This is a genomic window from Paraburkholderia sp. UCT2 (assembly GCF_014397665.1).
Taxonomy (GTDB): domain Bacteria; phylum Pseudomonadota; class Gammaproteobacteria; order Burkholderiales; family Burkholderiaceae; genus Paraburkholderia; species Paraburkholderia tuberum.
In genome coordinates this window covers 85,135-110,290 of the sequence record NZ_VZQO01000004.1, presented here as the reverse complement: position 1 = coordinate 110,290, position 25,156 = coordinate 85,135, and the positions used below count along the sequence as shown (strand labels likewise).

The window sequence follows — 25,156 nt, the reverse complement described above, 5'->3', positions numbered from 1 at the left end:
ACGTTTACGTGCGCTAACAATGACGGCTCCGTTCGTCCGTGCCTGCATGAGATTGACCTTCAAGGCGTACAGGCAATTAACAATTTTGCGCCGATAAATTCTGATCATTTCATTTTCAGAAAAAGTATTTTACAAGGTAGGTGTTTACCCTAGCTTACTACCTCATTACACCTTCATTACGGATTGAAAGCGCGCGCAAACTTATAGCGCCCAACCGACAAACCAAGGAGGTAGTAATCATGAGACCCATCGTTAGACTCGCCGCCTTTGTGGCTGCCATCGCCTTCGCTGCGCCGATTACGGTTTTTGCCGCCGCAAACGTCGCAGCAAACCATCCACTGACCCGCGCGGAAGTCCGTGAGCAGTTGGTCGAGATCGAAGCGGCGGGCTACAACCCGGCCCGTGCGAACCCGCGCGAATATCCGGCGGACATACAGGCTGCTGAAGCCAAGGTTGCTGCCCACCACGGGAGCCCGTCCGGAGTAAGCGGCAGTCACCCGGTGACCGTCGTGGCAGTCAGTGAAGAAGTGATTGAGATCGATAGCGCTGGCAACACTTCCGGAGTGGGTGGCGTCCTAAGCGGCTCGTCCGCAGCGGGCGGCCATGCCTACAAGAGCGAAGCAGCTCGCACCGGCCCGGGCTCGGTCTACTTCGGTCACTAACCGGCTGACAGGCGACTGACCCACCGTTCGCCTGTCTTTCCATAGAAGTGTGCAGAAACACTGCGCAACCCACATCTACACTAACTGGCTCGGGAAACATAGTCGCCGTCAAACGCGACTGTTTCATTTCAATCACTTCTTCTGTCAAAGCAGCCATGAAATCAAAATTACTCGCGCACTTCATGATCGCCGCCCTCCTTGGTGCGTCGATCCCCGCTTTCGCCCAGCCTCACGGCAATCAGCACCACAATGACTGGTCGGCGCACGGCCCGCAACAACACGACATGCGTCCGCCGCCCGGTCACGATCATGGTCCCATGCCGCACGAGGCCTACAGCGGCCGGCCGGGCGGCCCGATGCCGCATGCCGACTGGCGCCAGGGCGATCGGCTTCCGCCTGAATACCGCGATCACAACTACGTCGTCGACGACTGGCGCGGCCACGGACTGCAACCGCCGCCGCGAGGCTATCACTGGGTTGGGGTGAACGGAGATTACGTGCTCGCCGCTATCGCAACTGGCATCATTGCCGACGTCCTGTTCTCCGGCCACTAACACCGGCGGCAACAATATCAACGGGTTCGATTCATCCACGCAGGCAGTGGCCGCGCACTATTTCGACGAGCAGCCGCGATTCACGCCGTTCAATCGGGTTCGCTCTGCTACGCGCCACGCTGTATGATTAGCCCAATATGCGCTACGCGGCGGGTTCTGTCGCGATAACGATTACAGCTTGAACAAAGCGCGATATCAGGAGGACTACTTACGCTGCCAACGGATAGAATTGCTCGGCTGCAGTTTTGATGTCGCGCTCGTCCTGCATCTGCCCTTTGCGAATCATGTGCATCAGCTCGATGACGGACAGAATAATGCGCGCGCACCGGAAACCCTTGAAACCCATCAACGGCGTGACAATGCGTTTGACGGCTCGATGGTCCTGCTCGATGACGTTGTTCAGGTACTGGTTCTGCCGGATCTTGATTGGCGTTGGCCGGTCTGCGTTGAGCGCTTCGAGCGCGGCCAGACTGGCACCACTCTTGTCCACGGTGACAGTCTCGGGTTCACCATTCTGGGCAATCACCTTCTCGAAATACCGGCGCGCATCGGCCTTGTCACGATGGGCGCACAACAGGAAATCGACCGTGTTGCACTCCCTGTCGACGGCCCGGTACAAGTATTTCCAGTGGCCTTTGACCTTGATATAAGAGTGAGTAGACCCAGGGAATTGCGCCCCGAGTCTCTCGCAGAACCGTGCGTAGACCTCTCGATTTACACGGCTCCCGTTATCCAACCTCTCCCCCCTGATACTGCCGGTGCGCGAACTCTCGCGGGTACGCCTTCTTCATCTTGCGCAACCACTCTTCACTGCACCGTTTGTGCCATCGCAGTGTTTTGTACTTGCGCCGAACCCAGCGCACGAGCTTTCGGTCGAGATACCGACTCAACTCATGCATGGCTGTCCGATAGAAAGTCCCGTAGTAGTTCCACCAGCCACATATCGTGGGATTACATTGCTGGGCGCGTTCGAACAGTGATTTCGACGTTTGGCGCTGCAACCGCCACCCCCGCGCCACCTGTCTCATCCGTTTCAGGGCGTCAGGACTGACGCCAGGTACACCAGCGAGCCGGCGAGCGTCCATATTGAAGTGGACCTGCGCGTACGCGAGCTCGTACAGTTTGCGCTGCTCGTCGGAAGGGCGGCCGTCACCGATCAACGCTCGGCTCGCATCCATCCCGCTGCATAGGGTATCTACCGAACATTTGATGCTTGCGTTGTCAGGATACCTGATATCAAATACGGAACTATCGCGACGGACAGGCGCGTCTTCCAGGACGCGCTTTATTTTGTTCTTTATATCAGCTTGCCTGATATTGTATCAACGGTGATCGGCGCCAGCATCCCCGTCACGCTCATCGCTGCAATCGCCTGAAACCGAAGATCCTCAACCGCAGTTCAACAAAAAAACATACAACTGGTCTGGAGACATCACCATGCAATTGAAGTCGACTCACGTTCTCATGTTCGGTGCGCTATGCGCGCTGAGCACTGGAGCCTTTGCGCAATCGAGCGTCACGTTGTATGGCATCGTGGACACGGGGATCGAGTATGTCTCGCACGCGAACGCGAAGGGCGACAGCGTCTTTCGCATGCCATCCGTTACCGGAGAGTTCCCATCACGCTGGGGGCTGCGCGGCAACGAAGATCTAGGCGGCGGCTACAGCGCTGTCTTCACGCTCGAGAGCGGCTTTAACGTGCGCGACGGCAGTTCTGGACAGGGCGGGAGGCTGTTTGGACGCCAGGCATTCGTCGGTATGAAAAGCCCGTATGGAACGCTCGCGTTCGGCCGTCAGTACACGATGACCTATCTTGCGGTTCAGGGCGCCGACATCATCGGTCCGGACATTTACGGCATGGGCTCCCTGGATGCCTATGTGCCCAACGCACGCGCCGACAACTCCATCACCTATCTTGGCTCGTACAAGGGCTTTACGCTGGGCGCGGGCTATTCATTCGGACGGGACGCGGCGGGTACCGGCAACTCGCCGGGACAAGGAACCTGTACCGGCTCCGTTCCAGGCCACGCCACGGAATGCCGCGACTGGTCCGCAATGCTCAAGTACGACTCTCAATATTTCGGCGCTGCTGCGTCGTACGAGGAGCAACGCGGCGGCGCGACCGCAGCCGCCAACTTCTTCGACGGAATTGCGCCGACACCCCTCATCAACGCCGCGGACAAGGACGCCCGTACCCAACTGAGCGCCTATGCGCAGTACGCAGGCGCGAAGATCGGCGCAGGTTGGATTGGACGCCGCGTAGTGACCCAGTCGCCGACAGTACCGAATATCCGTTCGGATCTGTTCTTCCTGGGCGCTTCGTACATGGTCACGCCTGCGTTCCTCCTCGATGGCGAAGTGTTTCGGATCATCAATAGCGACCACGATACCCGCGCCACGATGGGAACGTTACGCACCACCTATCTTCTGAGCAAGCGTTCGTCGGTCTATGCGCAGGCTGCGTATCTCGCGAACAGCGCGAAGGCGCGCTATTCGGTCAGCGGTGGCGGCGGTGGGACCACGCCAGGCGCGGGCATGGGTCAAACGGGCGTGATGGTCGGCATTAAACACATGTTCTGATCGGGGGGAGAGAATGAAACGAACTTCAATTGCTATGTGCGTATCGGCAGTGTCCGCGATGCTGGCGGCCTGCGGCGGCGGTTCCGACTCGCTCTCCACCAGTGCGACACAATTGCCTCGGCTTTCCGCAGCACAACCCGCGACGCTGTCAGAAAACTGCAGCGCGCTCGCCGCCAGGTTGACGTTTGCGGCCACGACATTCACGTCCGTTACCGACGTGCCGGCCGGAACGCTCACGGTGGCGGGAAAGTCCGTGCCCGAACATTGCGTGATCGAAGGGAAAATGAATCAACGCACGAGCGCCGTTGACGGCCAAACTTATGCGATTGGTTTTGAAATGCGGCTACCCCTCGCGTGGAATGGTCGCTTTTTCTATCAGGCCAACGGTGGTCTCGACGGTAACGTGACACCGGCGACGGGGGTGCTCAGTGGCGGGGGCCCGCTGAACAACGCTCTAAACATGGGCTTCGCCGTGATCAGTTCGGATGCAGGTCATTCCGGGTCGCAAAACCCGCTGTTTGGTCTCGATCCCCAGGCGCGCCTCGATTATGGCTATAACGCCGTTGCTACGCTCACGCCAATGGCCAGGCAGGTGATCAAGTTGGCCTATGGCAAGGGCCCCGACCGCAGCTACCTCGAAGGTTGCTCGAACGGCGGCCGTCATGCGATGGTGGCGGCAGCCAGGTCTTTCGCGGATTACGACGGCATCATTGCCGGCGACCCCGGCTTTCATTTGCCAAAGGCGGCGATCGGGCAGATGTGGAGCGCACAACAGCTAGCTACCGTCGCGACCGCCAAAACGTCGGCCGGAATTGCCGATATCACCACCGGCTTGACGACTGCTGAAAGGCAGCTCATCGCGTCGAAGATCATCGCGAAGTGCGATCCGCTGGATGGTGTAGCGGACGGGATGGTGCAAGACATCAAGGCGTGCCAGGCGAGCTTCGACCTGGCCACGGACGTACCGACATGTTCGAGCAATGGGCGCGACGGCACCTGTCTTACGGCGGCTCAAAAGCAAGCCGTTGGGAATATTTTTTCTGGGGCGAAAAATAGCGCTGGCACTGCGCTCTATGCGAGCTTTCCGTATGACGTCGGTGTCAACGGATCAGGCTGGGCCGCGTGGAAGCAAGGCAATTCGATCAGCCTTGACCCGGCCGCGGCGGCCTTCGTATTTACGTCACCGCCTCAGAGCGCTTCGCTGCTCAGCTCCATCGGCGCCTACGCTCTGAACTTCAACATGGACAGTGACGCGCCGAAGATCTTCGCAACGAGCGGTGTCTATTCCGAGACTTCGTGGTCATTCATGACCCCGCCGAACGAGACTGATTTGAGCGGTCTGAGGAGCCGGGGCGCGAAGTTGATCGTCTATCACGGGACGAGCGATCCAGTGTTCTCGTCGAACGATACGACCGACTGGTATCAGCGCTTGTCGACGGCTAGTGGCGGTGACGCGAGCAATTTCGCCCGGCTCTTCACGGTAGCAGGGATGAACCACTGCAGCGGCGGTCCGACGGCCGATCAGTTCGACATGCTGACGCCTATGGTGGCATGGGTCGAGCAAGGGCAAGCGCCGAACCGGGTCATCGCAACGGCTCGCGACACGACCAACGCGATACCGAATAGCGAGGTGCCGACTAGCTGGGGTGCCGGGCGCACGCGTCCGCTCTGCGCGTATCCGAAGGTGGCCCGCTATACCAGCGGAGACGTGAACTCGGCAAGCAGTTTCACTTGCAGCTAAGCCACTGACCGTGCGAGGGGGGGAGAAGATGTGAACGCTCCCCCACTACGCCGAGGAAACGTTAGGCCCCCTCACCGCCCGCGATCGCTTTGAGCCGGCGATAAAGCGTGCGCTCGCTCAATCCCAGCTGCGCGGCAAGCTCACTGCGTTTGCCGCGGAACTGCGCCGCTGCGCGCGCGAGTTCCGCATCGGTCAGCTTGCGCGGCAAGCCCACGCCCACGGCCAGCGAATCCTGACCACCGCCGGAAGCCCTGTCGCTGACCGCCTGCGGCAAGTGTTCGGCGCGGATCACGCCACCGTCGGCGAGCAGGTTGGCGCGCTCGAGGCGTTCCGCAAGCGGCTCGTCCGTTATCGCGCCGCGCTGCTGATGGCCGCCGCGGGGGTGCCCGCGACCGCCGCCGGCGCGCGTCTCGCACACGCGTTGCCGCAACGCGTGCTGCTCGCGCTGTTTGCCGCGGTCATGCTGGTGGTCGCGCTCCGGCTGTTGCGTCAGACGCTCGCGCGCCGCGCGTCGCGCGAGGCACAATCGTCAATCTGCGTCGCGCATGTCGACCCGGCGACCGGCCGCTTTCGCTGGACCTGGCCGACCGCAGCCGCGCTCGCGGCCACCGGTTCGCTGACGGGATTGATGACGGGGATGCTCGGTGTCGGCGGCGGCTTCATCATCGTGCCGATGATGCGCAAGCTGACGGACGTGTCGATGCACGGTATCCTCGCGACTTCGCTGATGGTGATCGCACTCGTCGGCAGTGGCGGCGTTCTCGCGACGGCCACGCACGGCGCAACGCTTCCACTCGAAGTCGCGTTGTGGTTCACTGGCGCCACCGCCGCCGGTATGCTCAGCGGACGGCTTGCGTCGCATCACATCGCCGCGCGTCGGGTGCAACTGGGCTTTGCGAGCATCCTCGTCTGCGTGGCGCTCGGCCTGCTGGTCAAAGCGGCGCTGATGTAAGCGCTGCCGCTTCCCTCCAACTCACACGACAGTCAACCTGAACGATGATCGATCTCGACCACTTCACCCCGATCGCGTCCCTGTGCGGAGGCCTGCTGATCGGCGCCGTGGCTGCGGCGATGGTGCTTTTGCTGGGCCGCATCGCCGGAATCAGCGGGATAGTCGGCGGCCTGCTGCGCTGGACCAGGCAAGACGGCGCATGGCGCGTCGCCTTCGTTGCCGGGCTGGTCGCTGCCGCGGTAATCGCGCGCGCGGTCGGTGCGCCCGTCGCGATCACCGTCGACGCGTCGTGGCCGGCCGTGATCGCGGCCGGCTTTCTGGTCGGCATCGGCACCCGCTATGGCAGCGGTTGCACGAGCGGACACGGCGTGTGCGGCATTTCACGCGGCGCCACGCGCTCGCTCGTAGCGACGGCGACGTTCATGGCGGCCGGCTTCGTCACCGTCTATATCATGCGACATCTTCTCGGAGCCTAGGATGGCAACAGTTGTTTCATTCGTATGCGGGCTGCTGTTCGGCTTCGGCCTGCTGTTGTCAGGCATGGCCAACCCCGCCAAAGTGCTGGGCTTCCTCGATTTCGCAGGACGCTGGGACCCGTCGCTCGCGTTCGTGATGATCGGCGCGGTGGCTGTCGCAGCAATCGGCTTCGCGATTGCGAAGCGCCGCGGCAAGTCGCTGCTCGGATTGCCGATGCAGATTCCCGCGTCAACGCACGTCACGCGAAGGCTGATGGTGGGCAGCCTCGCGTTCGGCGTCGGTTGGGGAATTGCAGGGTTCTGTCCCGGCCCGGCGCTCGTTGCGCTCGGACTCGGGTCGGCGAAAGCGTGGGTGTTCGTGGCGGCGATGATCGCGGGAATGGCCGTCTTCGAGTGGTTGGAACGGCGCAGACAGGCGGCCTTGGCGACTGCCCCTTAACCTGGCCTTAAGGCGCGGTCGTGTACGATCTGTTCCGACTGAATCCAACTCACAGGCTCCCCTATGCAAGTCTCCCCTGAACACCGCTATGACATCGTCGCACGTTTGCTCCATTGGCTCGTCGTCGGGCTGGTTGCCGCGCAGTTCGTGATCGGCTGGACGATGCCGGACGTGCACCGCGATACCGTGCCGGACGGCGAAATCGCCTGGCACCTTGGCGTCGGCACCGCACTGCTCGCAGCGATGGTGTTGCGGGTGCTGTGGCGCGTGACTCATCGGTCGCCGCCGGACAACCTGCCGCCGCTGTTTCGCGCCGCTTCGAAGCTCACGCACCTCGCGCTGTATGTGCTGCTGGTGCTGGTGCCGCTGCTCGGCTGGATCAACGCTTCGTCGCGCACGTGGACGGTCCGCCTCGCCGGACTTGCTTCGTTGCCCTCGCTGTCGGCACCGGGTTCGTCATTCGGACATGCGATGGGCGATGTTCACGGCGTCCTCGCTTGGGTTCTATTCGGCGTGATCTGCCTGCATATCGCAGCGGCGATGTTTCATCAGTTCGTCGCCGGCGACCGCGTTCTGCAGCGCATGAAGATCTAGCGGTAGTTCGAGCGCTGCCTACATTTGCCCGTCAAACAGGGCAAAGCTGCGTGGCATGTCACGCGGGGGGACAGTTTCCCGAACTGATGCCGTACGGTCGAATGTTCAAGCTGAACGGATATACCTTCGGCGAACGTACGATTCCAGTGGCCGTGATGGCGATGCTCGACGCGACCAGGACGAGGCTCAACCATGATGCCAGCGGCAATATCGTCTCTCCCAAAGACGGTCTGCCGATTTTCGATTCAGCCAGCATCTTCCTCGCCGGCAAGATCACCGACAGGATCGGTGCGTTTACGCAATTTACCTACTCGAACTACGACCATCAGTACGTGCCCGTCCCGCCGGAAACCAGCGTGGAAGCATCGCGATCAGGACGTCGTCTTTAAGGAATGCGTGATGAAAAATAGCCGCGAATGCGTGCAACCCCGCAAGCCACATAATGGCGTCGCCGAGCCACGCGTGCAGCGATGCGAGGGCTGAGCCTGCTCCATGCGAACTACTGAGTAAAGGCGGAATATCGTAACCGCCGATCAGCGTCAGCGGATGCCCTTCGAGCCACGCGCCCGAGATGGCGGTAAGCGGTAGCGCGAGGAGAAGCAGATACAGCATCCATCGAACGGTTGTTGCCATCACAGCCATCCAGCGAGAAACTGGAGGTGTCTCGGGACGCGCGTCGTATGCTCGCCACAGCAGGCGGATGAGGGTGAGCGCGAACACGCACAAACCCAAAGTCTCGTGCAGTCGCCGGTCGAACTCGTGCGCCGAAGAGTAGACGCGCTGTTCAGATCCGCCGGGCCCATACATGAACGTCACGAGCACGACAATTGCCGTGCACCAGTGGAGGAATTGGGCAATCGATCCATAGCGTGTGGCAGAGCTTTTCACTATAGCGCTCCCGATGTGTGCCCATCGACGAACGGTAGGCACGACCGCGACACGTAAAGCCAGTGGATAACACACGCAGATGCATCGTATCGTGACGTGGCATGCATGGCTGGCCGGACGCTGGCGTATTGGATTCGTGAATGGATTCTACGCGCAAACTCCTGGCGAAATCTCAAGCTGATGGCGGCTCACGTTTCAAAGCCGGCGCGCGAACGGAACAGAGTTCTGGTATCAGCTGTACGTGGCACCGGTGAGCGACGAGGCGGAAAAGGTTACGCATCACATCAGCGTGGTGAGCGACCTGACGGAACTCATTGAGTCGCGCGATCTACTGGTCAGGCAGGCACGTCGCGATGCGCTGACGGATTTGCCGAACCGCGTGACGCTGCGTGAGCTGATCGACACGGCGATTCTCGATGGTCACGCATTCGCGCTGCTGTTCATCGACCTCGATCATTTCAAGGACATCAACGACAGCCTGGGCCACGGCGCAGGCGATCGCCTGTTGCAGGAAGTTGCGCGGCGGTTGTCGACATCGGTCGGAACGGATGGCGTGGTGACGCGATATGGCGGCGACGAGTTCGTGACGATGTTGAAGGGTTCAACCGACGATGACGAACTCTCCGCGCTGTTGACGCGCGTGACGCAAGCGCTGGACAGGCCAGTGCAAATCGACGACATGCAACTGCGGGTCCGGATGAGCATCGGGGTCAGCTGCTGTCCGCAAGACGGCACGGACTGCGACACTCTGCTGAAACACGCAGACTTTGCGATGTATCGCGTCAAGGCAGGCGGGCGTAACGGCGTCGAGCGATTTGCCCCTGCGCTCGCGCATGCGGCGACTCGGCGCATCGCGCTATCGCACAAGCTACGCAACGCCGTCGAGCAGAACGGCTTTGGCCGAAGACATCGGTTTGATTGCGTCAATCGGAGAATGGGTGCTGCAAACTGCCTGTGCACAGGCAAAGCGCTGGGAGGAAGTGCTGCCGGAGCTGCGCATGTCGGTCAACGTGTCGCCCAGCCAGCTTACTTCGAGTGATTTCGGCGCCGTCGTGCGTCGTGCTCTTGCCGCGTCGCAATTGGCCACGGACCGGCTCGAACTGGAGAGTACCGAAGGAGGCCTGGTTGCACCGGGCGCCCTGCCCACCCTGCGCGCCCTGCACGACATTGGCGTGCCCATAGCGATCGACGACTTTGGCGCCGGTTACTCGAGCCTGGCTTACCTGCGCGGCTTTCACGCGGACCGTCTGAAGATCGACATGTCGTTCATCCGCGGCATTGGCAGCAGTCTCGCGGATGAGACGATTATCGGTGCGATCGTCGCACTCGCCCGCAATCTGCGTTTCGAAGTCGTCGCGGAAGGCGTCGAACGAGCGGAACAATTGGCTTTCCTGGCCGACGCCGGCTGCGAGATCGTTCAGGGATACTACTTCGCCGCGCCACAGCCAGCGGCGAATATTCCGGCCTACGCGGCGAGCCTGATGAGCATGCTGCAAAGTGGCTCGTCTTGAGAGCCCCCGGCGCGACGACTTCACTTTAGCTGTGCGACGCCAAAGAGCGGCGCCTCGCCGCTCTTTGGTGCGTCGTCTTTAACGCGGATCCGACAGCGTCTGATTGAGCGTCTGCCCAGCGATGATCACGTTCTGTAACGTAATGTCGTGCACGTTGTAGAGGTAGATCGGACCCGGCGTGCTGGCGCTCGCGGGGCCTGCGGCCACAGGCGTGCCGAAGTCGCAGTTGGAAATCGTCACTCCCGTGATTGCCGGTACGCTCGGCGCAGGCGCCGGACCGTTGTAATCGAACGCAACTGGACCTTGAGCAACGATGGCCTGGAAACAGGAGCCGGTTGTACTGCCCAATGTCACGTTCGAAGCATTGACGTTCGTGATGTTGACGTTGTCAATGAGCGCGGGGCGTGTGCGAATCGCATCGGCGGCAGGCTGGTAATCGCAATCGAACGTGATCAGGCCGCCTTGAGACGCGGATGGGTTGGCGGCTGTTGCGGTGGCCACACCGATGGGCACGGTGCCGTTGATCGGACTGCCCGTCAGCATCTTGCTGCCGTAGCCTCCACCCGTCAGGCTCACGCCGTGCGGGAGCGTGACGCCGTTCACGTAGAAGTTCTTGACGTAGCCTCCACGGTTCATGTTCGTCTTGATACGGATCGCGATGTTCAGCGAATTCGTTGCCCAGAACTGATTGAGCATGGTCAGATTGCGCGCGTAGATGTTCTGCACGCCGCCACCCATCTCGCTGCCGAGCGTAATGCCGCCGTGACCGCTATTCATCATGCAGTTCTGGATCACATGGTTCTGCGCGGGTCCGTACTCCGTGTCGAGATCCTTGCCTGACTTGATCGCGATGCAGTCGTCGCCGGTGTTGAACGTTACGCTGTCGCACAGCACCGTGTTGCAGGCGTCGGGGTCGAAGCCGTCGTTGTTCGGTCCGATACTGTCGGCTGTCACGCCACGGATCACGACGTTCGTGCAGTCCGTCGGATGATGCTGCCAGAACGGCGTGTTGTTGGTTCGGTAGTTTTCCATCAGCACGTTCGTGCAACCGATGAACTCAACCATACACGGCCGCAGATAGTGGCCGAGACCAAAGATTCGCTGCGCGACCGGCACGCCCGCTTCGGAGAGCGCCGGCAGGTAGTTCTGGTCTTGCTGCCACGGCGTAGCCGGATTGGTCAATAGCGTGTAGAGCGAGGCCGAAATGGTGGGGGCGACCACCATCAGATCGACGTTGTTCGGATTCGTATATGCCTGGGACGGCGTGGTCGAGCCCGCGCAGCCGTATGCGCCGCTGGAACCCTTGTAGGTCCACCAGCAAGTGCTGGTGTTTCCGCTTCCGGCGAACGCCGTCATCGCCTGACCGTTCAGCACCGAGGTCGGGCCTTCGCCAGTCACCGCGATGTTGTTCGCATTTCGCGCGTACACGGGCGAGCCGAAGTTCAGGCAGTCGTTCGCCTGCCAGCGGCTGTAGTAAAGGTTGCCGTTGGCGCCACAGTTGACCGGACCGTCCTTCGCATAGTCGGCGGGATTCGGGCTGAAATAGATCGTGCAGTTCGCGCTCAGATGGAAGTTGACGTTGCTCTGTAGCACGATGGGACCCGCGCAATACCAGGTGCCCGCCGGCACCACGACCCGGCCGCCACCGGCTGCACTGCAGGCCGCGATTGCCGCGAGGAAAGCGGGACGTGAATCGAACGATCCCGGTGCGTTGGTCGCGCCGGCCCCCGTACTCAGGGGCGATGAACTGCCGGTGTAGGGGTTGGCCTGGGCAATGACCGCGCACGGTTGCGCACCGTACTGTTCGACCTGGAAATCGACGGCCGGGAACGCGCTCTGCGTGATTTTCTGCAGAGCATTAATGATGTTCGTCGCTGAGCCGTTGGGACCCCAGATCGGGTCGGCCGCAGCCGTTGACGGCGTGCTTCCCGTCGCTGGCGTGGAACTACTGCTTCCGCCTGCCGCGGCAGCGGAAACTCCGCTGCCGCCGCCGCAAGCCTGCAGGAGTGCGCTGCCGGCGAGCGCGCCTCCGAGGCCAATGAAGCCACGGCGCGAAATGCGCAAGGTGTCGCCCGTTGCGGGCGCATTTTTATCAAGATCGCACGACAGCTTGGACATGGAGTCCCCTCCGGACAAATAGTTGTAGGTGCACGAGAGAATCGTCATCGCGCATGTTGTATGACAAGTCTAGAAGAGTAAAGACAAGACGCGGGTCAGTACACATGGAGGAAACCCTTACCAAATGTTTCCTCCATACCATTCGCGAGGCGTGAACTTGGTTCGGGTTGCTTTGGAAAACTCGCGCAGGCGCTTCGACTAGAATAATTTCGACGTGCGGCTCCGGATTCGATGCACCACAACCCGTTAATAGGTATCGCCATGAACGACGGAAGGCTCGTATTGCATGCGCGACATCGGGTCGAGGGCGGCGGCCTGATGATCGCAACGTGCATTGCGGGCATCATGCAGACCTCACCAGTAGCGGCACAGGCATGGCGCGACCTCGCGCCGCAACCCGCACCGCAGGCGCCGCGAAGCGCGTCGTCACCCTCCTCCCCGGAAGCGCAGGCCGAGTCCGCACGGATCGCTGTCGAGCGGCTTGCCGGGCTCATCTTCGAACCGGCCGGCGCGTCCGCGGCGGCATCGCCCAGGCAGCAAGGTCGTATCGTCGCGCAAGGATTGCCCGTACTCGACGCCGCCTTCCTGCAGAGCTTCGCCACGGACCTCGACAAGCCGCTGACCTTCGGCCGCCTCGCCGAGATCCGCCGCGCCGTGGTCGCGCGTTATCGGGCGGCGGGAAAGCCGCTCGTCGACGTCTACGTGCCGGAACAGGACGTGAGCTCGGGTGTCGTGCGTATCGCCATTGCCGAATTCAAACTGGGTCGGGTTCACGCCAGCGGCAACACCTACTTTTCGAGCAGGCTTCTCGAACGTGAAATGCCGCTCGAGCCCGGCGGACCGGTCCTGCAATCGGCGGTCTCGAAGGGACTTGCGGTGCTCAACGCGAATCCTTATCGACGGGTCGATGCTGTTCTTGCGCCCGGTGAGGCCGCCGACACGACCGACGTCGTGTTGCAAACCGAAGACCGGCTGCCGCTTCGCGTAAGCGCGGGTTACGACAATGAAGGCGTGCCGGAGCTCGGCCGTGATCGGTTCTTTGCAGGCATAGGCTACGGCAACCTGCTTGGTCTCGATCAGCAGATCGCCTATCAATTCACGGCCAGCAACGATTTTTTCAGCGGCAATCCGAATATCGAAGGCCGCCCGAACCGCGCCCGCTTCACCGCGCACGCGCTGAACTACACGGCGCCGCTGCCGTGGCTCGACAGTATCGAGTTGTTCGGCGTCTACGCGCAGAGCACGCCACGGTTGCCCGACACCTATGGGCAAACGGGCATTTCTGCGCAGCTCAGCTTTCGCTACGACTTGCGTCTGCCGACCATCACGGACACAACACAGTTGATCCAGATCGGATACGACTTCAAGCGCAGCAACAACGATCTGGAATTTGGCGGCTCCCAGGTTTTCAACTCGAATACGCACATACATCAGTTCGTGTTGTCTTACGACATCAGCAAACCGACCGAGGCTGGCACGGCGCACGCCGCGGCGACACTCGTCGCCAGTCCGGGCGGACTGGATGGCAACAATCAGGATTCGGCATTTAACGCCGCGCGGCAGGGCGCGACGGCCCGCTACATCTATATGCAGTTGACTGCGTCTCGTGCCACCGCGCTTGGGGCTGGCTTCACGCTGATCACGAACGGAACGTTCCAGTGGACGCCGAACACGTTATTACCGAGCGAGGAGATGGGGCTCGGCGGGGAGTCCAGTGTGCGAGGCTACGACCCATACGTCACGCTCGGCGATCGCGGCTGGAACATTCAGACCGAGGTGCGCACGCCTGCGATCTCGCTCGGCGCGAGCAACGCAGTCGTGCAACCCTTTGTGTTTTTCGATGCGGGCCGCGTATGGAGCACGATCGACCAGCCAGCCGAAACTAACCTCGGTCTGCTCGCGGGCGTCGGCGCGGGCGTGCGCGTCCAATGGTCGAGATTCGTGGATTTGCGCTGCACCTATGGCGCGCCATTACGCTCGGCGACACCAAATGGTTCGAAGGCGCCGATCGTGCTCTTGTACGTGTCGGTCGGAACGTGAGCCGTCGATAGATGCCCCATGTTCGACACGGCCCGCCGCCGTGTCTGCCTTCATTACGCCGTCATCCGGTCGAGTCCGAGCCCTGCTCGGGCTCCCAACCGCGCGCGGCGGCGAGACAGGCGCGGACTTCTTCATCGGTCGTCTGGTCGAAATTCACATAGAACCCGCCGATCCCCATCAACCAGTCCGGCTGCAGCACGCTCACGAACGCGTGCGCGATTCCTTCGAATGCCGTGCACGCATCGGATTGCGACACCGGGACCGCCACCACGATCCGAGCGGGATGTCTGCTGCGGAGTGCGTCGAGCGCCGCATGCATCGATGCCCCCGTCGCGATGCCGTCGTCGACCACGATCACCGTCTTGCCCTGTACTGGCACCGGCGGGCATTCCCCACGGTACGCCAGGTCCCTGCGCGCGAGTTCGGCTGTTTCGCGCGCGATCACGTCGGCCAATTCGGCGTCACTGATTTGCAGTTCGCGAAGCACCGACCTTTCCAGATGAAGGGCGCCCCCCGTCGCGATGGCGCCCATCGCCAGTTCCTCGTCTTGCGGCGCCCCAAGCTTTCTGACGACGAGAACGTCGAGCTTCGCGTGCAATGCCCGTGCAACTTCGAACGCGACAGGAACGCCGCCGCGCGGCAGAGCCAGCACCACCAGATCGCCGCGACCCTGATAGTCGCGCAGTGCGTGGGCCAGCTGTCTGCCAGCGTCGGCGCGGTCGCGAAACAGGTTGCCCATCGCTTTGCCTCCCGCAACGTCGGTGCGCGTTGCCAGACCCACTATGCCATCAATCGGCTGCATCAAGCGTCCTCCTGAACGGAGAAGTTTTCACGGGTCTCGCCGGCGATGCCGATACAGGGGCATGCTTCCATGGCCGCTACCTCGCGCTCGATGCGCCACCTGGCGAATTCGCACTGCCGACTGCGATGCGGCGGTGAATTACCGGTCACCCGCTCCTCGAACGTCGCGTCAAAACGCAACGCTGAACGCTGTCACGAATTCGTCGAGCCGCGCGCGATCGAGCCCGTCGATACCGGCGGCAGCAACCCTGCCGTTTCCTCCGAACTTCCTGCAAAGGACGTCGGCGCCTCGCGGACAATCGAGCGGAGCCCGTACGCTCGCCGTGTATCGGCCATCGGCGCCGGCCGTCAGCACCGCGTGCGCTTGCGCCGGGTCGCGTCGCGCGACGAGATTGGCGAAATCGCCTCGCACGCGCCGCGCCCACGCCGCGTCGGGAAGAATGTGCAGCGTTCCATTGGCGACCCGCCGCGTTACCGCGAGTCCCAAGGCCAGTTCGAGGTCTTCCGTTCGTCGCGCCTGCAGTTCGGGCAGCACGCCGGTCGACGCAATGAACTCGAGCGGATCCGAATAGGGTTGAATGGCGCGATACATCTCGACAGGATCGATGGCAAGATCGACGACGCTGTCCCCGTAGGCGTTGTAGTTGATCGCTTCGCCGAGTTCGCGCAGTTTGTGCTCATCGGACGAGTTCACCGCGCACGCACTGGCGGCCCGATGCGCTGCCCGATGCAGGTTGTCGCCATAGGCCGCGACCACCGCCCATCGCGTGTACCGGCCTTGAAGATGGCGGTCCACGATCAGCGCAGTGCACCTATCCGGTGACGTATCGATATGCGTCGTCAGCAGCGCGTGTGCGGGGATGAGACCGGGGAAATGATGATCGAAATAGTCGATCTTTACACCAAGATCCAGCAACGCGATGAGTGGCTCGCGGTTCGAGTCGAGCGAAATATCCAGCACGGTCACGCTGTCGCCCGGCTGCGCGTTCGCGCGTTGCAGAAGCGTTACCTCGCGCTTGGCTCCCGTGATCAGGATGGTGTCGGCAGGCTCGGCGAGCCGCAACTGATGCAGCGCGCAGATGCCGTCGGCATCGCCATTGAAAATATCGAATCGCTTCATCCGCTGCTCCACCGGCGCGTTGCTGCCACGATCGCACGCGGCTCGACTGCGGTCAATCGGTGACCCACGCTCCATTTCGTATGGAAGCGTACAGGCAGTTGCCGACCGACTGGCGATGCCCGGCTACCGCCTCGTTGATTCAGATCAAGCCGGTTACCATACCCGATGGCTTAAATGAGTAGACGATTCCGGCTCGCGCGCAAGGCGGGCGCCGGCCGTCCCACCACGCGGAGGTCAACCGTGCCGAATGAGACGCTCGTGCTTCACCATGATGCCCGGCAATGGCTGCTCGATGGCATCAATGCGCTCGCCGAGGCAGTCAAGGTCATGCCTGGTTTCGGCGGCCGCAGCGAGATCGTCGAACGCGCGCCCGGCGTGCCGCTCGTCGCGAATTCCGGCCTGGTTGTCGCGGGCTCGGTCGACTTGACCGGTCGCCACGAAGAAGTGGCCGCGCAGTTGCACGCGAGGTGGAGTCCGGCATGAGTTCGCCACGGAGCCGCAAGTTCTCTTCACGACGCGCCAATGCGGGCATGCGCGGCATCCAGCATCTCGCCAACCGGGTCCGCGCCGCGCGCCGCAGCGTGCGCGGACTCGACGCGACGCTGCGCAGGCCGGGCACGTACCGTCATCCGGCGGGCAGGATCGTCCGGGTCGAAACGCACATATCCGTCGTGTATCTCGCCGGGCGCTTCGCGTACAAGATCATCAAACCCGTCGCCCCGGGTTTCGCGGACTTTACCGCCACCGCGACCCGCGAGCGCTGCTGCGAAGCCCAGCTCCGTCTGAACCGGCCACTCGCGCAAGGTATTTACGCCGGCGTGCTGCCGATTGCGCGCCACGCCGGCGTGCTGACACTCGGGGACGGCGGCGTGACAGTCGATCACGCGGTCAAGATGCGCCGCTTCGACGAGGCGATGCTCTTTTCGAGTCTCGCGGCGAAGGGCGCACTGACGCCGCGCGACATCGACGGCGCGGCGAAGCGGCTCGCCGACTATCACCTGAGGGCGCCCCGCAACGCGCCGTCGTCGCGCTACGGGAGCGCCACGCTGGTGCGAACGCAGATCGAAACGATCAACGCGGCGCTGCTGGCCAATTGCAGCCATCCCGCGCTGCCCGGCATTGCCGCGTGGTGCGCGCGACAGCTCGACCAACTCGCGCCGCTGATCGAGCGGCGCCGCGCCGAGGGTTTCGTGCGGGGTTGCCATGGCGATCTGCATCTGGACAACGTGGTTCGCTGGCGCGGCGCAATCGCGATGTTCGACTGTATCGACTTCGACGATGCGCTACGCTGGATCGACGTCGCAGCGGACGTCGCGTTTCTCGTGATGGACCTGTGCGCGCGAGCGGAGCCCCGTCTGGCCAATCGACTGTTGAACCGTTGGCTCGAAACGTCGGGCGATTATGCGGCGCTGTCGCTGATGTCTTTGTACGTCGCCTATCGCGCGCTGGTGCGGGCGTGGGTCGCGTGCCTGAAAGCGGGATACGTAGCGGGCCGCAGCGTCGCCATCCCGGATCCGGCCCTGCGCTACCTCGAGGTGGCACGCGCGCAAACGCAGAAGCCGGGACCCGTTTTGCTGCTGTGTCATGGCTACTCCGGTTCGGGGAAATCGGTCGCGAGCCGGGCCCTTGCGGACCTGTGCGGCGCGGTGCGAGTGTCGAGCGATGCCGAACGCAAGCGTCCGCGGCCGGCGCCCGACGCGCAAACCTCGCTTGGTGCCGAACACTACACGCCAGCTGCACGTCACGCGATCTACGACCACCTTCTTCGACTCGCGCACGGCGTGCTGCAAAGCGGCCACAGCGCGATCGTCGACGCGACCTTTCTCGAGTTCCGTCACCGCGACACGTTTTTCGCGCTTGCCCAACGGCTTGGCGTACCGACTCGCATTCTCGACTTTCGTGCCGAACCAACGGTGCTCGCGCAACGCATCGAAGCGCGCCGGCATGGTCCGCGCGATCTATCCGACGCCGACACCGCGACGCTCGCGCGTCAACTCGCGAGCGCCGACGCACTGACGCCGGCGGAACAGGCGTTGACCTTGTCATTCGACACCGCGGTACCGATGGCGGCGTTCGACTCCCCCGCGTTCTGGCGACCCGTGCTTGCACTGGTGCAGTCAGCGCCGTTTGCGACCCGCTGATCGTGTTCCGACGCGAAGCGGGGTCATTGATCTGCGCGCGTGATCGAGGTCGCGTCCGCGTCGATCACGGCTGGCCGATGCTTCACCAGATCCGTTGATACCGGTGGGCGCTTAGAAGTAGCGCGCGCTCATTGCCGGTGCCTGTTCAACGGGCGGAAACACGGCTGACCCCAGTTGAACGATCGGACGACACGGTCAGCGACACGCAGAGCCAGCACGCGGCGCGCTTCACGACTGCCCCCGTGCCGACGTAGCCGGCGGCACGCAGGCGCCCGTCGCGGCCAGTTCGGCGATTTCGGCGGTGATCTCGTCCTGCCGGACGATCCGATAGTCGCGCGTGAGTTCCTGCAGCCGGTCCTTCACATGACGGCTCGCCGCCAGCATCGCCCCGACGCGCGCCGCGCTTTCCGCCGCGAATGACTGCATCAGGCCTTCGCACAGTTCGAGGTACACGTAGCGCTCGGTGAGGCCCCTCAGCAAGCCGTCGAGCGGCAGGTTCAGAAGCGGCGCCTGCCCGCGCGACGCCACCCGGAAGCGCGTGAGATCGAACGGCACCAGCCGCCGCGTCACGATGCGCTCGTCGAGTCCGGGGCCGGGCGTCGCGTGCACGAGCCATACCTGCGACGACGCCTGATCGCGAAAGCGCGCGAACACCGCGTCTGCGAGCTGACTGGCCACGCGCATCACGTCCTCCGCGAGCGAGGCCATTCCCACGGACCAGCCGCAATGCAATGCGCGTTCCTGGGCGAGCATCACGCCGCGCGTGCCGACGATGAAAATCTCGCCCGGCTCGTCCGCCTTCAATCGTTCGACGCGCGCCAGCAGATGCTCGTTGAAGCCGCCGACGAAACCCTGCTCGGTGCATAGCACGATCAGAATGCGAGCGGTGCCTTCCGGTGGCGCGTATTGCGCCGCATGTGCCGACGATGCGGCAGCCAGCACCATCCCGATCGCCTCGCCGACGGTCGCCGCCGTCGAGCGGATGCCCGCGAGCCGCGCCTGCGCCTCGCGCTCGCGCGCGGCGGCGATGCCGCGCATCGCGCCAATCACCGTTTCGAGTTGCCTCGCCGAAGCGGTGCGGCTTTCGATCTCACTGAGCCTGCTGCTCATCGGGACTCCCTGCTGCTTGCGCCGCGCGCGCACGTTCGTCCATCGCGCACTCGACGAGCGGCTCCGCAACTCCCTCACGATAGCGGCCCGCCCAGCATGCAAGCTGATCCGGATCAAACCTTGCGACGCGTAGCCACGGCCTCCGGAGACATCCGCACGGCAATGCCGATCCACGTTCCATTGACGACGATCAAACCGCGCGCGCGAGCGCTATGACGAAGCGGCACGGCGCTACGACGCGGCGCGTCACCGTTTCCCTTTCGACCTCGCGGATGTCATTCGTCCGGAGCTCGACAAGCCGGCTTTCACGGTACCGGACGCAACGCCGGTGCACCGTCATCCACGCACCGACTTCGGCGCGTTGCGCGGTTCGCTGCGGGTTTAGTTGCATCCTTCCCGACCGCGCGTGCGACCGCCCGCGCTACACCAGCCACTCCGTCTCCCGCCGCGCCGCCATTCTTTGCCTGATCTTCTGCGCGAACGCGTCGCGTTTGTCGGCGTCTCTGCGGCGGTACAGATCGCTGCCGCTGATCACGCAGGCCGCAAGCGGCGTCTTGCCCGCCGCCTCCGACATCTGCTTCAGCGCCGATCCGCTGCCGCGCGCGCCCTCGCAGCAGAACAGCGCCAGGTGACGGATCTGTCCTCCGTTCGATTCCAGCCACGCCCGAACCGGCGCGCACGCGCCGCCTGCCCAGACGGGCGCGCCGACGATGACCAGGTCGTACGCGGCGACGTCTAGCAGCGCCGGCATCACGGCGGCGCGCCGATGGCACAGCGCATCGATCACCGATCTGACGTAGCCGCGTGCGCCATCACGCGATCGTGGCCCGGCGCGTTCGCGGATCGGTTCGATGTCGGCGTCGAGTTCGGACGCGAGCAGTTCGGCAACACGTCGCGTGGTGCCAGTTCGCGAGTAGTAAACGATCAGAATCCCGCAATGCTCGGTCATGTTCCTTCTCCAGCAGCAGACACTGGGCGCTCCGTCCGCCAATTGGGCGTCACTCGTTGCGTGCGCGAAGCGCACACGCCGAGCCGGGGTGTGGACGCAGCCCGGATTAACCGGAACATTCCCTGGCCGTGATCGTTGCCCTCCACAGACGGCACGCAACTGCAGGCACCGCTACGGCGCGACGTCCGCTGCTATCACTGTATTTGCGCGCAGCCGGCAGCGCTTGACCTACATCAACTGGCGTGCGGCATCGGCGCGCTTGATCTGCGTCAATAGTCGCGCCGGGCCGGCCCATAGACTCCATTTGACAACGGGCTTACGCCGGTGTCCCCACGTTCTGTCACGGCGCTTTGGCGATGAGCTACAAGCCACGCACGGTGGAAGCCTCGACACCTGGCGAAGACGTCGCGAAGCGCATCGTCGCGGCGGCGCTCGAATCGCACGCCGACTCGATCGTGATGGGCACGCACGGCCGCCGTGGTGTTCAACGACTGATGCTCGGCAGCGTCGCCGAGCGCGTGCTGCGCAGTGCCCGCTGCCCGGTTCTGATGATCCCGGCCCATGCCGGCGTCGAACCAGCCGACCGTTCCGTCCCGGCCTCAGCCGAAAAGGAACTGACATGAGCTATAAGACCCTGCTCGTTCAGATCGACGACAGCCGCCGCTGCGACACTCGCGTCGCGCTCGCGCTCGATCTTGCGCAGCGTTGGGATGCACACCTGATCGGTCTGTATGTCGTGTGCGAGGGCCTCGCGAAACCGCTGTTCGGCACTGACGACGGTTTCGTTGCCCAACGCGCCGCACTGGCGACCGATCGCCGCGAGACGGCGCGGCATGCATTTCTCGCCGCGGCCGAGCGCGCCGGCCGCGCAGCGCAATGGCGCGCGCCGGAGGGCTCCCCCGTCGCCGTGACGACGCTTCACGCGCGGCACGCCGACCTGCTGGTGCTCGGCCAGCCCGACCCGCGAGATCCCGCCAGCTACGTCGACCGGCATTTCGTCGGCGAGGTCGTGCTCGGCGCGGGGCGTCCCGCGCTCGTGATCCCGCGCGCGGGCGCCGTGCCGACGCTCGGCGAGAACGTGCTGATCGCGTGGGACGGCAGCCGCGAAGCCTCGCGAGCGATCGCCGACGCGATGCCGCTGCTCGAACGGGCGCGCTTCGTTGGCGTCGCCGTCGTCGAGCCCACGCACGACCATGAAGCGGGACCCAGCGCGATCGACGTCGCGGCATGGCTCGAAGCGCACGGCGTGCGCGCGTCGTTCTCGACGACGCCGCGCCTCGGCATCGCCGGCACGGGCGCGACGCTGCTGAACCGGGTGTCGGATCTGCACGCCGATCTGCTCGTGATGGGCGCGTATGGCCATTCGCGTGCGCGTGAGCGCGTGTGGGGCGGCGTTACGCGGACGATGCTCGAATCGATGACGGTGCCCGTGCTAATGGCGCATTGAAAGGACGCCGTGCCGAACGAACGCTGCTGCGCGGCGTGGGACGGTACACGCCGCGTGCCTGCGCGCCGCGCATCAACTCCCGCGCCGCCTCGGTCCGCTCAATGCGAACCATTCACGGCGAAACGCGACACCGTCATGAGGGTTGGCCGGGATTCGCAAGAAATCCGCCACATCTCTACCTAAGCCACTGATTTGAATGTGAAATCGATGGCCACTATGCAGGTCCGGCCCGCGTAGTGCACGTGCGCTAAGTCTGTCCGGACTGGCTCCTCCAGTAACATCCTGATTCTATTAATTGTGCGCTGTGACTATCGTGCTTTATATTCTGAATTCTGAAGCTATCCCAGATAGACATAGTGCGTGAGGATAGCCAGCAGACCTAGTCCTATTCCTACGCTGACGAGCGCGTTACGCCAACGGATGTAGCTCAATGCCACCGCGACTAGCGCGACGACCTGGTCAACGATTGGCGCGGCAGAACTACCCGCGACGACGGAATGCGTGACAAGAATAACCATCACGCACATGGGAAGTTCAAGATTAAGCGTCGTCATCCATGGACTGCGAAGGACGGAGCGATGCATCAACAGGGGAAGCGCTCGCAGCAAGATTGTCAGCGCACTCATCACCCCTACGGCTAGCCAGTTGTCAATTGTTCCCATCACTCCCTCGCGCAACTGTTCCATCAAATGCCGACGGAAGTGCCACCGATCGCGTTAGCAGGATGGCTAAAGCAATCCCCAATGAGACGATCAAGGCGTAGTTCGGCAGCATTACCTTGGCGACGAAGTAAGCGCCGATGCCGACGACAGCCGGCACCCAGCGACGCCGGGCCATATACTGCTCCACCGCCAGAATCGTAAACAGTGCCGGTAACGCAAAATCCAAGTTGGGTATCCAGTGCGATACATGCGTGCCAAGCAACACGCCTAACACTGTGCCACCGACCCAATAGCTGTGGTTAACCAAGCTTACCGCGCTCGAGAGATCACGGCGTGCCTCTTCCGGAATGGTCGTCAGGACAGAATAATTCTCATCAGTAAGCACGGCTACAACGTAGGCACGGCAAACGCGCGCCTTGGGAAAGTAGTCAAGCAGTGGAACCGCATAGAGGATGTGTCTTAGGTTGATCAGCAGTGTGCTCAATGCGACCGTGCCCAGGTCGCTCGCCGAGGTGAGCAACGGAACAGCGGCAAATTGCAGCGCGCCGGCAAAGATGAATATGCTCATGGCTATCACGAGCATCGGTGAAAGCCCCGCCTGACAGGCAAGCACACCAAATGCAAAACCGGTGGGAATGTAGCCCATCCCTACCGGCGTCGTTAGCCCAAGGATCACTTTTCGCCTGCTGGTCATGATGTCTCATGCCCGTTATATGAAAGTGCATCCGACGTCTTGTAAAGCGAAAATGACTTGATCGCCGGCCGAATCGCATCTTCTTGACCAAACAGGCCGACACACACAATGCGGTCCTCACCCGGCGAAGCAGAGAACGTCGCCGTCTGCTGATCGGCTGCACTTGCGCCAAGCATCGAGTCGATAAAGACGTTATGCACGATTCTCGCTTCTGCAAGTTGCTGCACGAGCTTTTCCAGCTGGCTTGAGCGTTTCGAACGGAGCACGATCACGGGGTATTCGCTGATGTTGCTGGTTACACCAAACCCTGGACTTCGGTAACGCAAAGGGTTCCATGTCGAAGAAGCATTGGTGGTAACCATGCCTAGCACTGTGTGCGCAACCGCGTTGAGAATGGTTGTCACTGAGAACTCGGCGTTGACGACAAGCACCGTCTTGCTGGAATTATTGAGGTACTTTATTTTTACTCTCCTGAACTAAGGACCGATTCCTCTGTGTGTGCGCACTCATTCGCATTCGCGACAGAGTAAGTACATCTAATGCTTTGCAGCCACAAAAACTGATGTTCAATCATACTGTACATGCCCCAAAGTTCCCGTTGTGCGAAGCCTGGCTTGTCCCCATCGCTTATCGCCAACTGTCGCAGATACAGACTACGCGTCCAGTCACGTGAATTCTGTCCCGCCATGTGAGCCAGATGATGCCAGTCGTGTGCGGGAAGATCTGCCACCATGCAAGCCGCGCGAACCGGGAGATGTAGGACAAACATTTTTGTTGCCCATAGACACACGCGAAAGACACGAGTAAAGACGCTGTCGGAACCGCTTTTTGCTTGACGGGAAGGGAATGGCTCGCCACAAAAGCGCCCCCAGCACCGGCTTTTGTACTCGTTCCAGTTGTCCACCGCTCCCCCGGCGACATTCCACGCGTGTTCAGTGAGAAACTGCAACAGGGCACTGATGTGGTAGAGAACGAACATTGGAAAAAAAACAGCGATGACGTAGACCTTCCAGCCTGCAATCACGATAAATGCAATATGGCCGATCGCTACACCCAACGCGAGAAGCGTTTCACCGGGCTTGTTGCGCAAAAACACCGACTCCAGGCGTGCACGCGCAAACACAATGTGGAACACCGGACTCGCGACCGTCATCCAAAGGTTCATCCATAGTTCACCTCTTTCGCGACCGGGGATGAACCCGAGTTTCGCCAGAAAGGCGGCATCGGAATCACGCTCTGTCGTAAAAATGTCAGCGTTGTGATGTTCGAGATGTTCCTTGCGGTACTCGAAACCATTTTGCACGAATATTAATGATGGTAAAACGCACGCATATAGCTTGTTAAGGCGCGGGCTTGCAAAGAGTCGATTGTGGATCGCGTGATGCAGATGGGTGACCTGCATTTTTCTAAGAAGCCCAACTAAAACAAGCCATGACACGAGAATAAGCGGCAGTGCGACGATGGTCTCTTTTCCTGCAAGCCAGACAAGGGAACTGACAATAGCAACCGTAGAAGCAAAGGTTATAAGAACATCCAGAGCGTTCGGAAGAATAAGACGCGCCTCGTTAACCTCGAGCGGCTTACCCGTTATCCACGTCAGGACAGGTTGTAGGATGCGCGGAAGCACACGCATTGACTCTCTGGCGCCACTTTCAAACATGCTATCCACCCCAGATC

25 protein-coding genes and 4 pseudogenes are annotated in these 25,156 nt (G+C 62.2%); 16 read left to right on the top strand and 13 right to left on the bottom strand.

Features of this window, described 5'->3' with window-relative positions; translation table 11 throughout:
* Positions 1-239: 239 nt before the first annotated feature.
* Both F6X39_RS04950 and F6X39_RS04945 read left to right on the top strand, forming a co-directional pair.
* A complete protein-coding gene (locus F6X39_RS04950; protein WP_187615790.1) occupies positions 240-662 on the top strand; it encodes a DUF4148 domain-containing protein in 423 nt (140 codons plus the stop codon).
* Between the two features lie 155 nt (positions 663-817).
* On the top strand, positions 818-1,216 hold the full coding sequence (locus F6X39_RS04945; protein ID WP_187615789.1) for an RcnB family protein: 399 nt from the start codon (positions 818-820) through the stop codon (positions 1,214-1,216).
* A gap of 208 nt (positions 1,217-1,424) precedes the next feature.
* Here the strand turns inward: F6X39_RS04945 and F6X39_RS04940 are convergent.
* Positions 1,425-1,868: pseudogene (locus tag F6X39_RS04940) on the bottom strand (IS6 family transposase); the annotation flags it as partial.
* A gap of 76 nt (positions 1,869-1,944) precedes the next feature.
* The gene (locus tag F6X39_RS37530; protein WP_410449878.1) at positions 1,945-2,244 is read right to left on the bottom strand and encodes a group II intron maturase-specific domain-containing protein; all 300 of its coding nucleotides are present in this window, start codon (positions 2,242-2,244) and stop codon (positions 1,945-1,947) included.
* A gap of 409 nt (positions 2,245-2,653) precedes the next feature.
* Here F6X39_RS37530 and F6X39_RS04930 point away from each other — a divergent pair, with 409 nt between their 5' ends.
* Together F6X39_RS04930 and F6X39_RS04925 are read left to right on the top strand one after the other, a co-directional pair.
* Positions 2,654-3,796 carry a porin gene (locus F6X39_RS04930; RefSeq protein WP_184058736.1) on the top strand — a complete coding sequence of 381 codons (1,143 nt, stop codon included), beginning with the start codon at positions 2,654-2,656 and terminating at the stop codon, positions 3,794-3,796.
* A 13-nt stretch (positions 3,797-3,809) separates the two neighbouring features.
* Positions 3,810-5,537, top strand: a complete 1,728-nt coding sequence (locus tag F6X39_RS04925; RefSeq protein WP_187615787.1) for a tannase/feruloyl esterase family alpha/beta hydrolase — start codon at positions 3,810-3,812, stop codon at positions 5,535-5,537.
* A gap of 61 nt (positions 5,538-5,598) precedes the next feature.
* Here the strand turns inward: F6X39_RS04925 and F6X39_RS37525 are convergent.
* Positions 5,599-5,733 (bottom strand): annotated as a pseudogene (locus F6X39_RS37525) (helix-turn-helix domain-containing protein); the annotation flags it as partial.
* 114 nt (positions 5,734-5,847) lie between these two features.
* On the opposite strand from F6X39_RS37525, the pseudogene F6X39_RS04915 reads away from it, so the two are divergent.
* The 5 genes and pseudogenes from F6X39_RS04915 to F6X39_RS04895 all read left to right on the top strand — a co-directional run.
* Positions 5,848-6,489 (top strand): annotated as a pseudogene (locus tag F6X39_RS04915) (sulfite exporter TauE/SafE family protein); the annotation flags it as partial.
* A gap of 44 nt (positions 6,490-6,533) precedes the next feature.
* Complete coding sequence (locus tag F6X39_RS04910) at positions 6,534-6,965, top strand: YeeE/YedE family protein (protein WP_187615786.1); 432 nt, start codon at positions 6,534-6,536, stop codon at positions 6,963-6,965.
* Position 6,966: 1 nt separating this feature from the next.
* Positions 6,967-7,404 (top strand): YeeE/YedE family protein, encoded by a 438-nt coding sequence (locus tag F6X39_RS04905; protein WP_187615785.1) that lies wholly within the window; start codon positions 6,967-6,969, stop codon positions 7,402-7,404.
* Between the two features lie 63 nt (positions 7,405-7,467).
* Positions 7,468-7,998 (top strand): cytochrome b, encoded by a 531-nt coding sequence (locus F6X39_RS04900; RefSeq protein ID WP_187615784.1) that lies wholly within the window; start codon positions 7,468-7,470, stop codon positions 7,996-7,998.
* 101 nt (positions 7,999-8,099) lie between these two features.
* On the top strand, positions 8,100-8,387 hold the full coding sequence (locus F6X39_RS04895; protein WP_262413348.1) for a hypothetical protein: 288 nt from the start codon (positions 8,100-8,102) through the stop codon (positions 8,385-8,387).
* Here the strand turns inward: F6X39_RS04895 and F6X39_RS04890 are convergent.
* The gene (locus F6X39_RS04890; RefSeq protein WP_316251663.1) at positions 8,302-8,814 is read right to left on the bottom strand and encodes a cytochrome b; all 513 of its coding nucleotides are present in this window, start codon (positions 8,812-8,814) and stop codon (positions 8,302-8,304) included. The genes F6X39_RS04895 and F6X39_RS04890 overlap by 86 nt on opposite strands.
* Before the next feature lie 322 nt (positions 8,815-9,136).
* On the opposite strand from F6X39_RS04890, the gene F6X39_RS36545 reads away from it, so the two are divergent.
* Complete coding sequence (locus tag F6X39_RS36545; protein ID WP_316251656.1) at positions 9,137-9,925, top strand: GGDEF domain-containing protein; 789 nt, start codon at positions 9,137-9,139, stop codon at positions 9,923-9,925.
* Positions 9,813-10,397: an EAL domain-containing protein gene (locus F6X39_RS36540; protein WP_316251662.1), complete on the top strand. Its 585-nt coding sequence runs from the start codon at positions 9,813-9,815 to the stop codon at positions 10,395-10,397. Before F6X39_RS36545 ends, F6X39_RS36540 begins: the two co-directional genes overlap by 113 nt.
* Before the next feature lie 78 nt (positions 10,398-10,475).
* Here the strand turns inward: F6X39_RS36540 and F6X39_RS04880 are convergent, their stop codons facing one another.
* Entirely contained in the window at positions 10,476-12,515 is a 2,040-nt protein-coding gene (locus F6X39_RS04880) for a glycoside hydrolase family 28 protein (protein ID WP_187615783.1), read from the bottom strand.
* Positions 12,516-12,833: 318 nt separating this feature from the next.
* Here F6X39_RS04880 and F6X39_RS04875 point away from each other — a divergent pair, with 318 nt between their 5' ends.
* Positions 12,834-14,555: a ShlB/FhaC/HecB family hemolysin secretion/activation protein gene (locus tag F6X39_RS04875; protein WP_187615888.1), complete on the top strand. Its 1,722-nt coding sequence runs from the start codon at positions 12,834-12,836 to the stop codon at positions 14,553-14,555.
* Between the two features lie 61 nt (positions 14,556-14,616).
* Here the strand turns inward: F6X39_RS04875 and F6X39_RS04870 are convergent, their stop codons facing one another.
* Both F6X39_RS04870 and F6X39_RS04865 read right to left on the bottom strand, forming a co-directional pair.
* Complete coding sequence (locus F6X39_RS04870; RefSeq protein WP_187615887.1) at positions 14,617-15,294, bottom strand: phosphoribosyltransferase; 678 nt, start codon at positions 15,292-15,294, stop codon at positions 14,617-14,619.
* A gap of 231 nt (positions 15,295-15,525) precedes the next feature.
* Complete coding sequence (locus F6X39_RS04865) at positions 15,526-16,476, bottom strand: acetyltransferase (RefSeq protein ID WP_187615782.1); 951 nt, start codon at positions 16,474-16,476, stop codon at positions 15,526-15,528.
* A gap of 174 nt (positions 16,477-16,650) precedes the next feature.
* On the opposite strand from F6X39_RS04865, the gene F6X39_RS04860 reads away from it, so the two are divergent.
* Positions 16,651-16,959, top strand: coding sequence for a hypothetical protein (locus F6X39_RS04860; protein ID WP_187615781.1), 309 nt, complete (start codon positions 16,651-16,653; stop codon positions 16,957-16,959).
* Positions 16,956-18,617: an AAA family ATPase gene (locus tag F6X39_RS04855; protein ID WP_187615780.1), complete on the top strand. Its 1,662-nt coding sequence runs from the start codon at positions 16,956-16,958 to the stop codon at positions 18,615-18,617. Before F6X39_RS04860 ends, F6X39_RS04855 begins: the two co-directional genes overlap by 4 nt.
* A 228-nt stretch (positions 18,618-18,845) precedes the next feature.
* Here F6X39_RS04855 and F6X39_RS04850 read toward each other — a convergent pair whose 3' ends face one another.
* Positions 18,846-19,727, bottom strand: coding sequence for a F0F1 ATP synthase subunit gamma (locus F6X39_RS04850; protein WP_187615779.1), 882 nt, complete (start codon positions 19,725-19,727; stop codon positions 18,846-18,848).
* A 421-nt stretch (positions 19,728-20,148) separates the two neighbouring features.
* Positions 20,149-20,676, bottom strand: a complete 528-nt coding sequence (locus F6X39_RS04845) for a flavodoxin family protein (RefSeq protein WP_187615778.1) — start codon at positions 20,674-20,676, stop codon at positions 20,149-20,151.
* A 368-nt stretch (positions 20,677-21,044) separates the two neighbouring features.
* Between F6X39_RS04845 and F6X39_RS04840 the strand changes: the two are divergent.
* Positions 21,045-21,299, top strand: a pseudogene (locus F6X39_RS04840) (universal stress protein); the annotation flags it as partial.
* Positions 21,296-22,123, top strand: coding sequence for a universal stress protein (locus F6X39_RS04835; RefSeq protein WP_187615777.1), 828 nt, complete (start codon positions 21,296-21,298; stop codon positions 22,121-22,123). The pseudogene F6X39_RS04840 and the gene F6X39_RS04835, both read left to right, overlap by 4 nt.
* Positions 22,124-22,461: 338 nt before the next feature.
* On the opposite strand, the gene F6X39_RS04830 is transcribed toward F6X39_RS04835, so the two are convergent.
* From F6X39_RS04830 to F6X39_RS04815, 4 genes are read right to left on the bottom strand one after another with little or no spacing between them, the layout of a single operon-like run.
* Positions 22,462-22,785: an AzlD domain-containing protein gene (locus F6X39_RS04830; RefSeq protein WP_184073214.1), complete on the bottom strand. Its 324-nt coding sequence runs from the start codon at positions 22,783-22,785 to the stop codon at positions 22,462-22,464.
* Positions 22,772-23,479: an AzlC family ABC transporter permease gene (locus F6X39_RS04825; protein ID WP_187615776.1), complete on the bottom strand. Its 708-nt coding sequence runs from the start codon at positions 23,477-23,479 to the stop codon at positions 22,772-22,774. The genes F6X39_RS04830 and F6X39_RS04825 overlap by 14 nt, the downstream gene beginning before the upstream one ends.
* On the bottom strand, positions 23,476-23,910 hold the full coding sequence (locus F6X39_RS04820; protein WP_316251655.1) for a DUF2000 domain-containing protein: 435 nt from the start codon (positions 23,908-23,910) through the stop codon (positions 23,476-23,478). The genes F6X39_RS04825 and F6X39_RS04820 overlap by 4 nt, the downstream gene beginning before the upstream one ends.
* A 32-nt stretch (positions 23,911-23,942) precedes the next feature.
* Positions 23,943-25,139, bottom strand: coding sequence for a fatty acid desaturase (locus tag F6X39_RS04815; protein ID WP_187615775.1), 1,197 nt, complete (start codon positions 25,137-25,139; stop codon positions 23,943-23,945).
* Positions 25,140-25,156: the final 17 nt, after the last annotated feature.

Coding starts and splice junctions, on each gene's coding strand:
- F6X39_RS04950 (WP_187615790.1), top strand. CDS start 240: ATGAGACCCATCGTTAGACTCGCCGCCTTTGTGGCTGCCATCGCCTTC.
- F6X39_RS04945 (WP_187615789.1), top strand. CDS start 818: ATGAAATCAAAATTACTCGCGCACTTCATGATCGCCGCCCTCCTTGGT.
- F6X39_RS37530 (WP_410449878.1), bottom strand. CDS start 2,244: ATGAGACAGGTGGCGCGGGGGTGGCGGTTGCAGCGCCAAACGTCGAAA.
- F6X39_RS04930 (WP_184058736.1), top strand. CDS start 2,654: ATGCAATTGAAGTCGACTCACGTTCTCATGTTCGGTGCGCTATGCGCG.
- F6X39_RS04925 (WP_187615787.1), top strand. CDS start 3,810: ATGAAACGAACTTCAATTGCTATGTGCGTATCGGCAGTGTCCGCGATG.
- F6X39_RS04910 (WP_187615786.1), top strand. CDS start 6,534: ATGATCGATCTCGACCACTTCACCCCGATCGCGTCCCTGTGCGGAGGC.
- F6X39_RS04905 (WP_187615785.1), top strand. CDS start 6,967: ATGGCAACAGTTGTTTCATTCGTATGCGGGCTGCTGTTCGGCTTCGGC.
- F6X39_RS04900 (WP_187615784.1), top strand. CDS start 7,468: ATGCAAGTCTCCCCTGAACACCGCTATGACATCGTCGCACGTTTGCTC.
- F6X39_RS04895 (WP_262413348.1), top strand. CDS start 8,100: ATGTTCAAGCTGAACGGATATACCTTCGGCGAACGTACGATTCCAGTG.
- F6X39_RS04880 (WP_187615783.1), bottom strand. CDS start 12,515: ATGTCCAAGCTGTCGTGCGATCTTGATAAAAATGCGCCCGCAACGGGC.
- F6X39_RS04875 (WP_187615888.1), top strand. CDS start 12,834: ATGATCGCAACGTGCATTGCGGGCATCATGCAGACCTCACCAGTAGCG.
- F6X39_RS04870 (WP_187615887.1), bottom strand. CDS start 15,294: ATGGGCAACCTGTTTCGCGACCGCGCCGACGCTGGCAGACAGCTGGCC.
- F6X39_RS04865 (WP_187615782.1), bottom strand. CDS start 16,476: ATGAAGCGATTCGATATTTTCAATGGCGATGCCGACGGCATCTGCGCG.
- F6X39_RS04860 (WP_187615781.1), top strand. CDS start 16,651: ATGAGTAGACGATTCCGGCTCGCGCGCAAGGCGGGCGCCGGCCGTCCC.
- F6X39_RS04855 (WP_187615780.1), top strand. CDS start 16,956: ATGAGTTCGCCACGGAGCCGCAAGTTCTCTTCACGACGCGCCAATGCG.
- F6X39_RS04850 (WP_187615779.1), bottom strand. CDS start 19,727: ATGAGCAGCAGGCTCAGTGAGATCGAAAGCCGCACCGCTTCGGCGAGG.
- F6X39_RS04845 (WP_187615778.1), bottom strand. CDS start 20,676: ATGACCGAGCATTGCGGGATTCTGATCGTTTACTACTCGCGAACTGGC.
- F6X39_RS04835 (WP_187615777.1), top strand. CDS start 21,296: ATGAGCTATAAGACCCTGCTCGTTCAGATCGACGACAGCCGCCGCTGC.
- F6X39_RS04830 (WP_184073214.1), bottom strand. CDS start 22,785: ATGGGAACAATTGACAACTGGCTAGCCGTAGGGGTGATGAGTGCGCTG.
- F6X39_RS04825 (WP_187615776.1), bottom strand. CDS start 23,479: ATGACCAGCAGGCGAAAAGTGATCCTTGGGCTAACGACGCCGGTAGGG.
- F6X39_RS04815 (WP_187615775.1), bottom strand. CDS start 25,139: ATGTTTGAAAGTGGCGCCAGAGAGTCAATGCGTGTGCTTCCGCGCATC.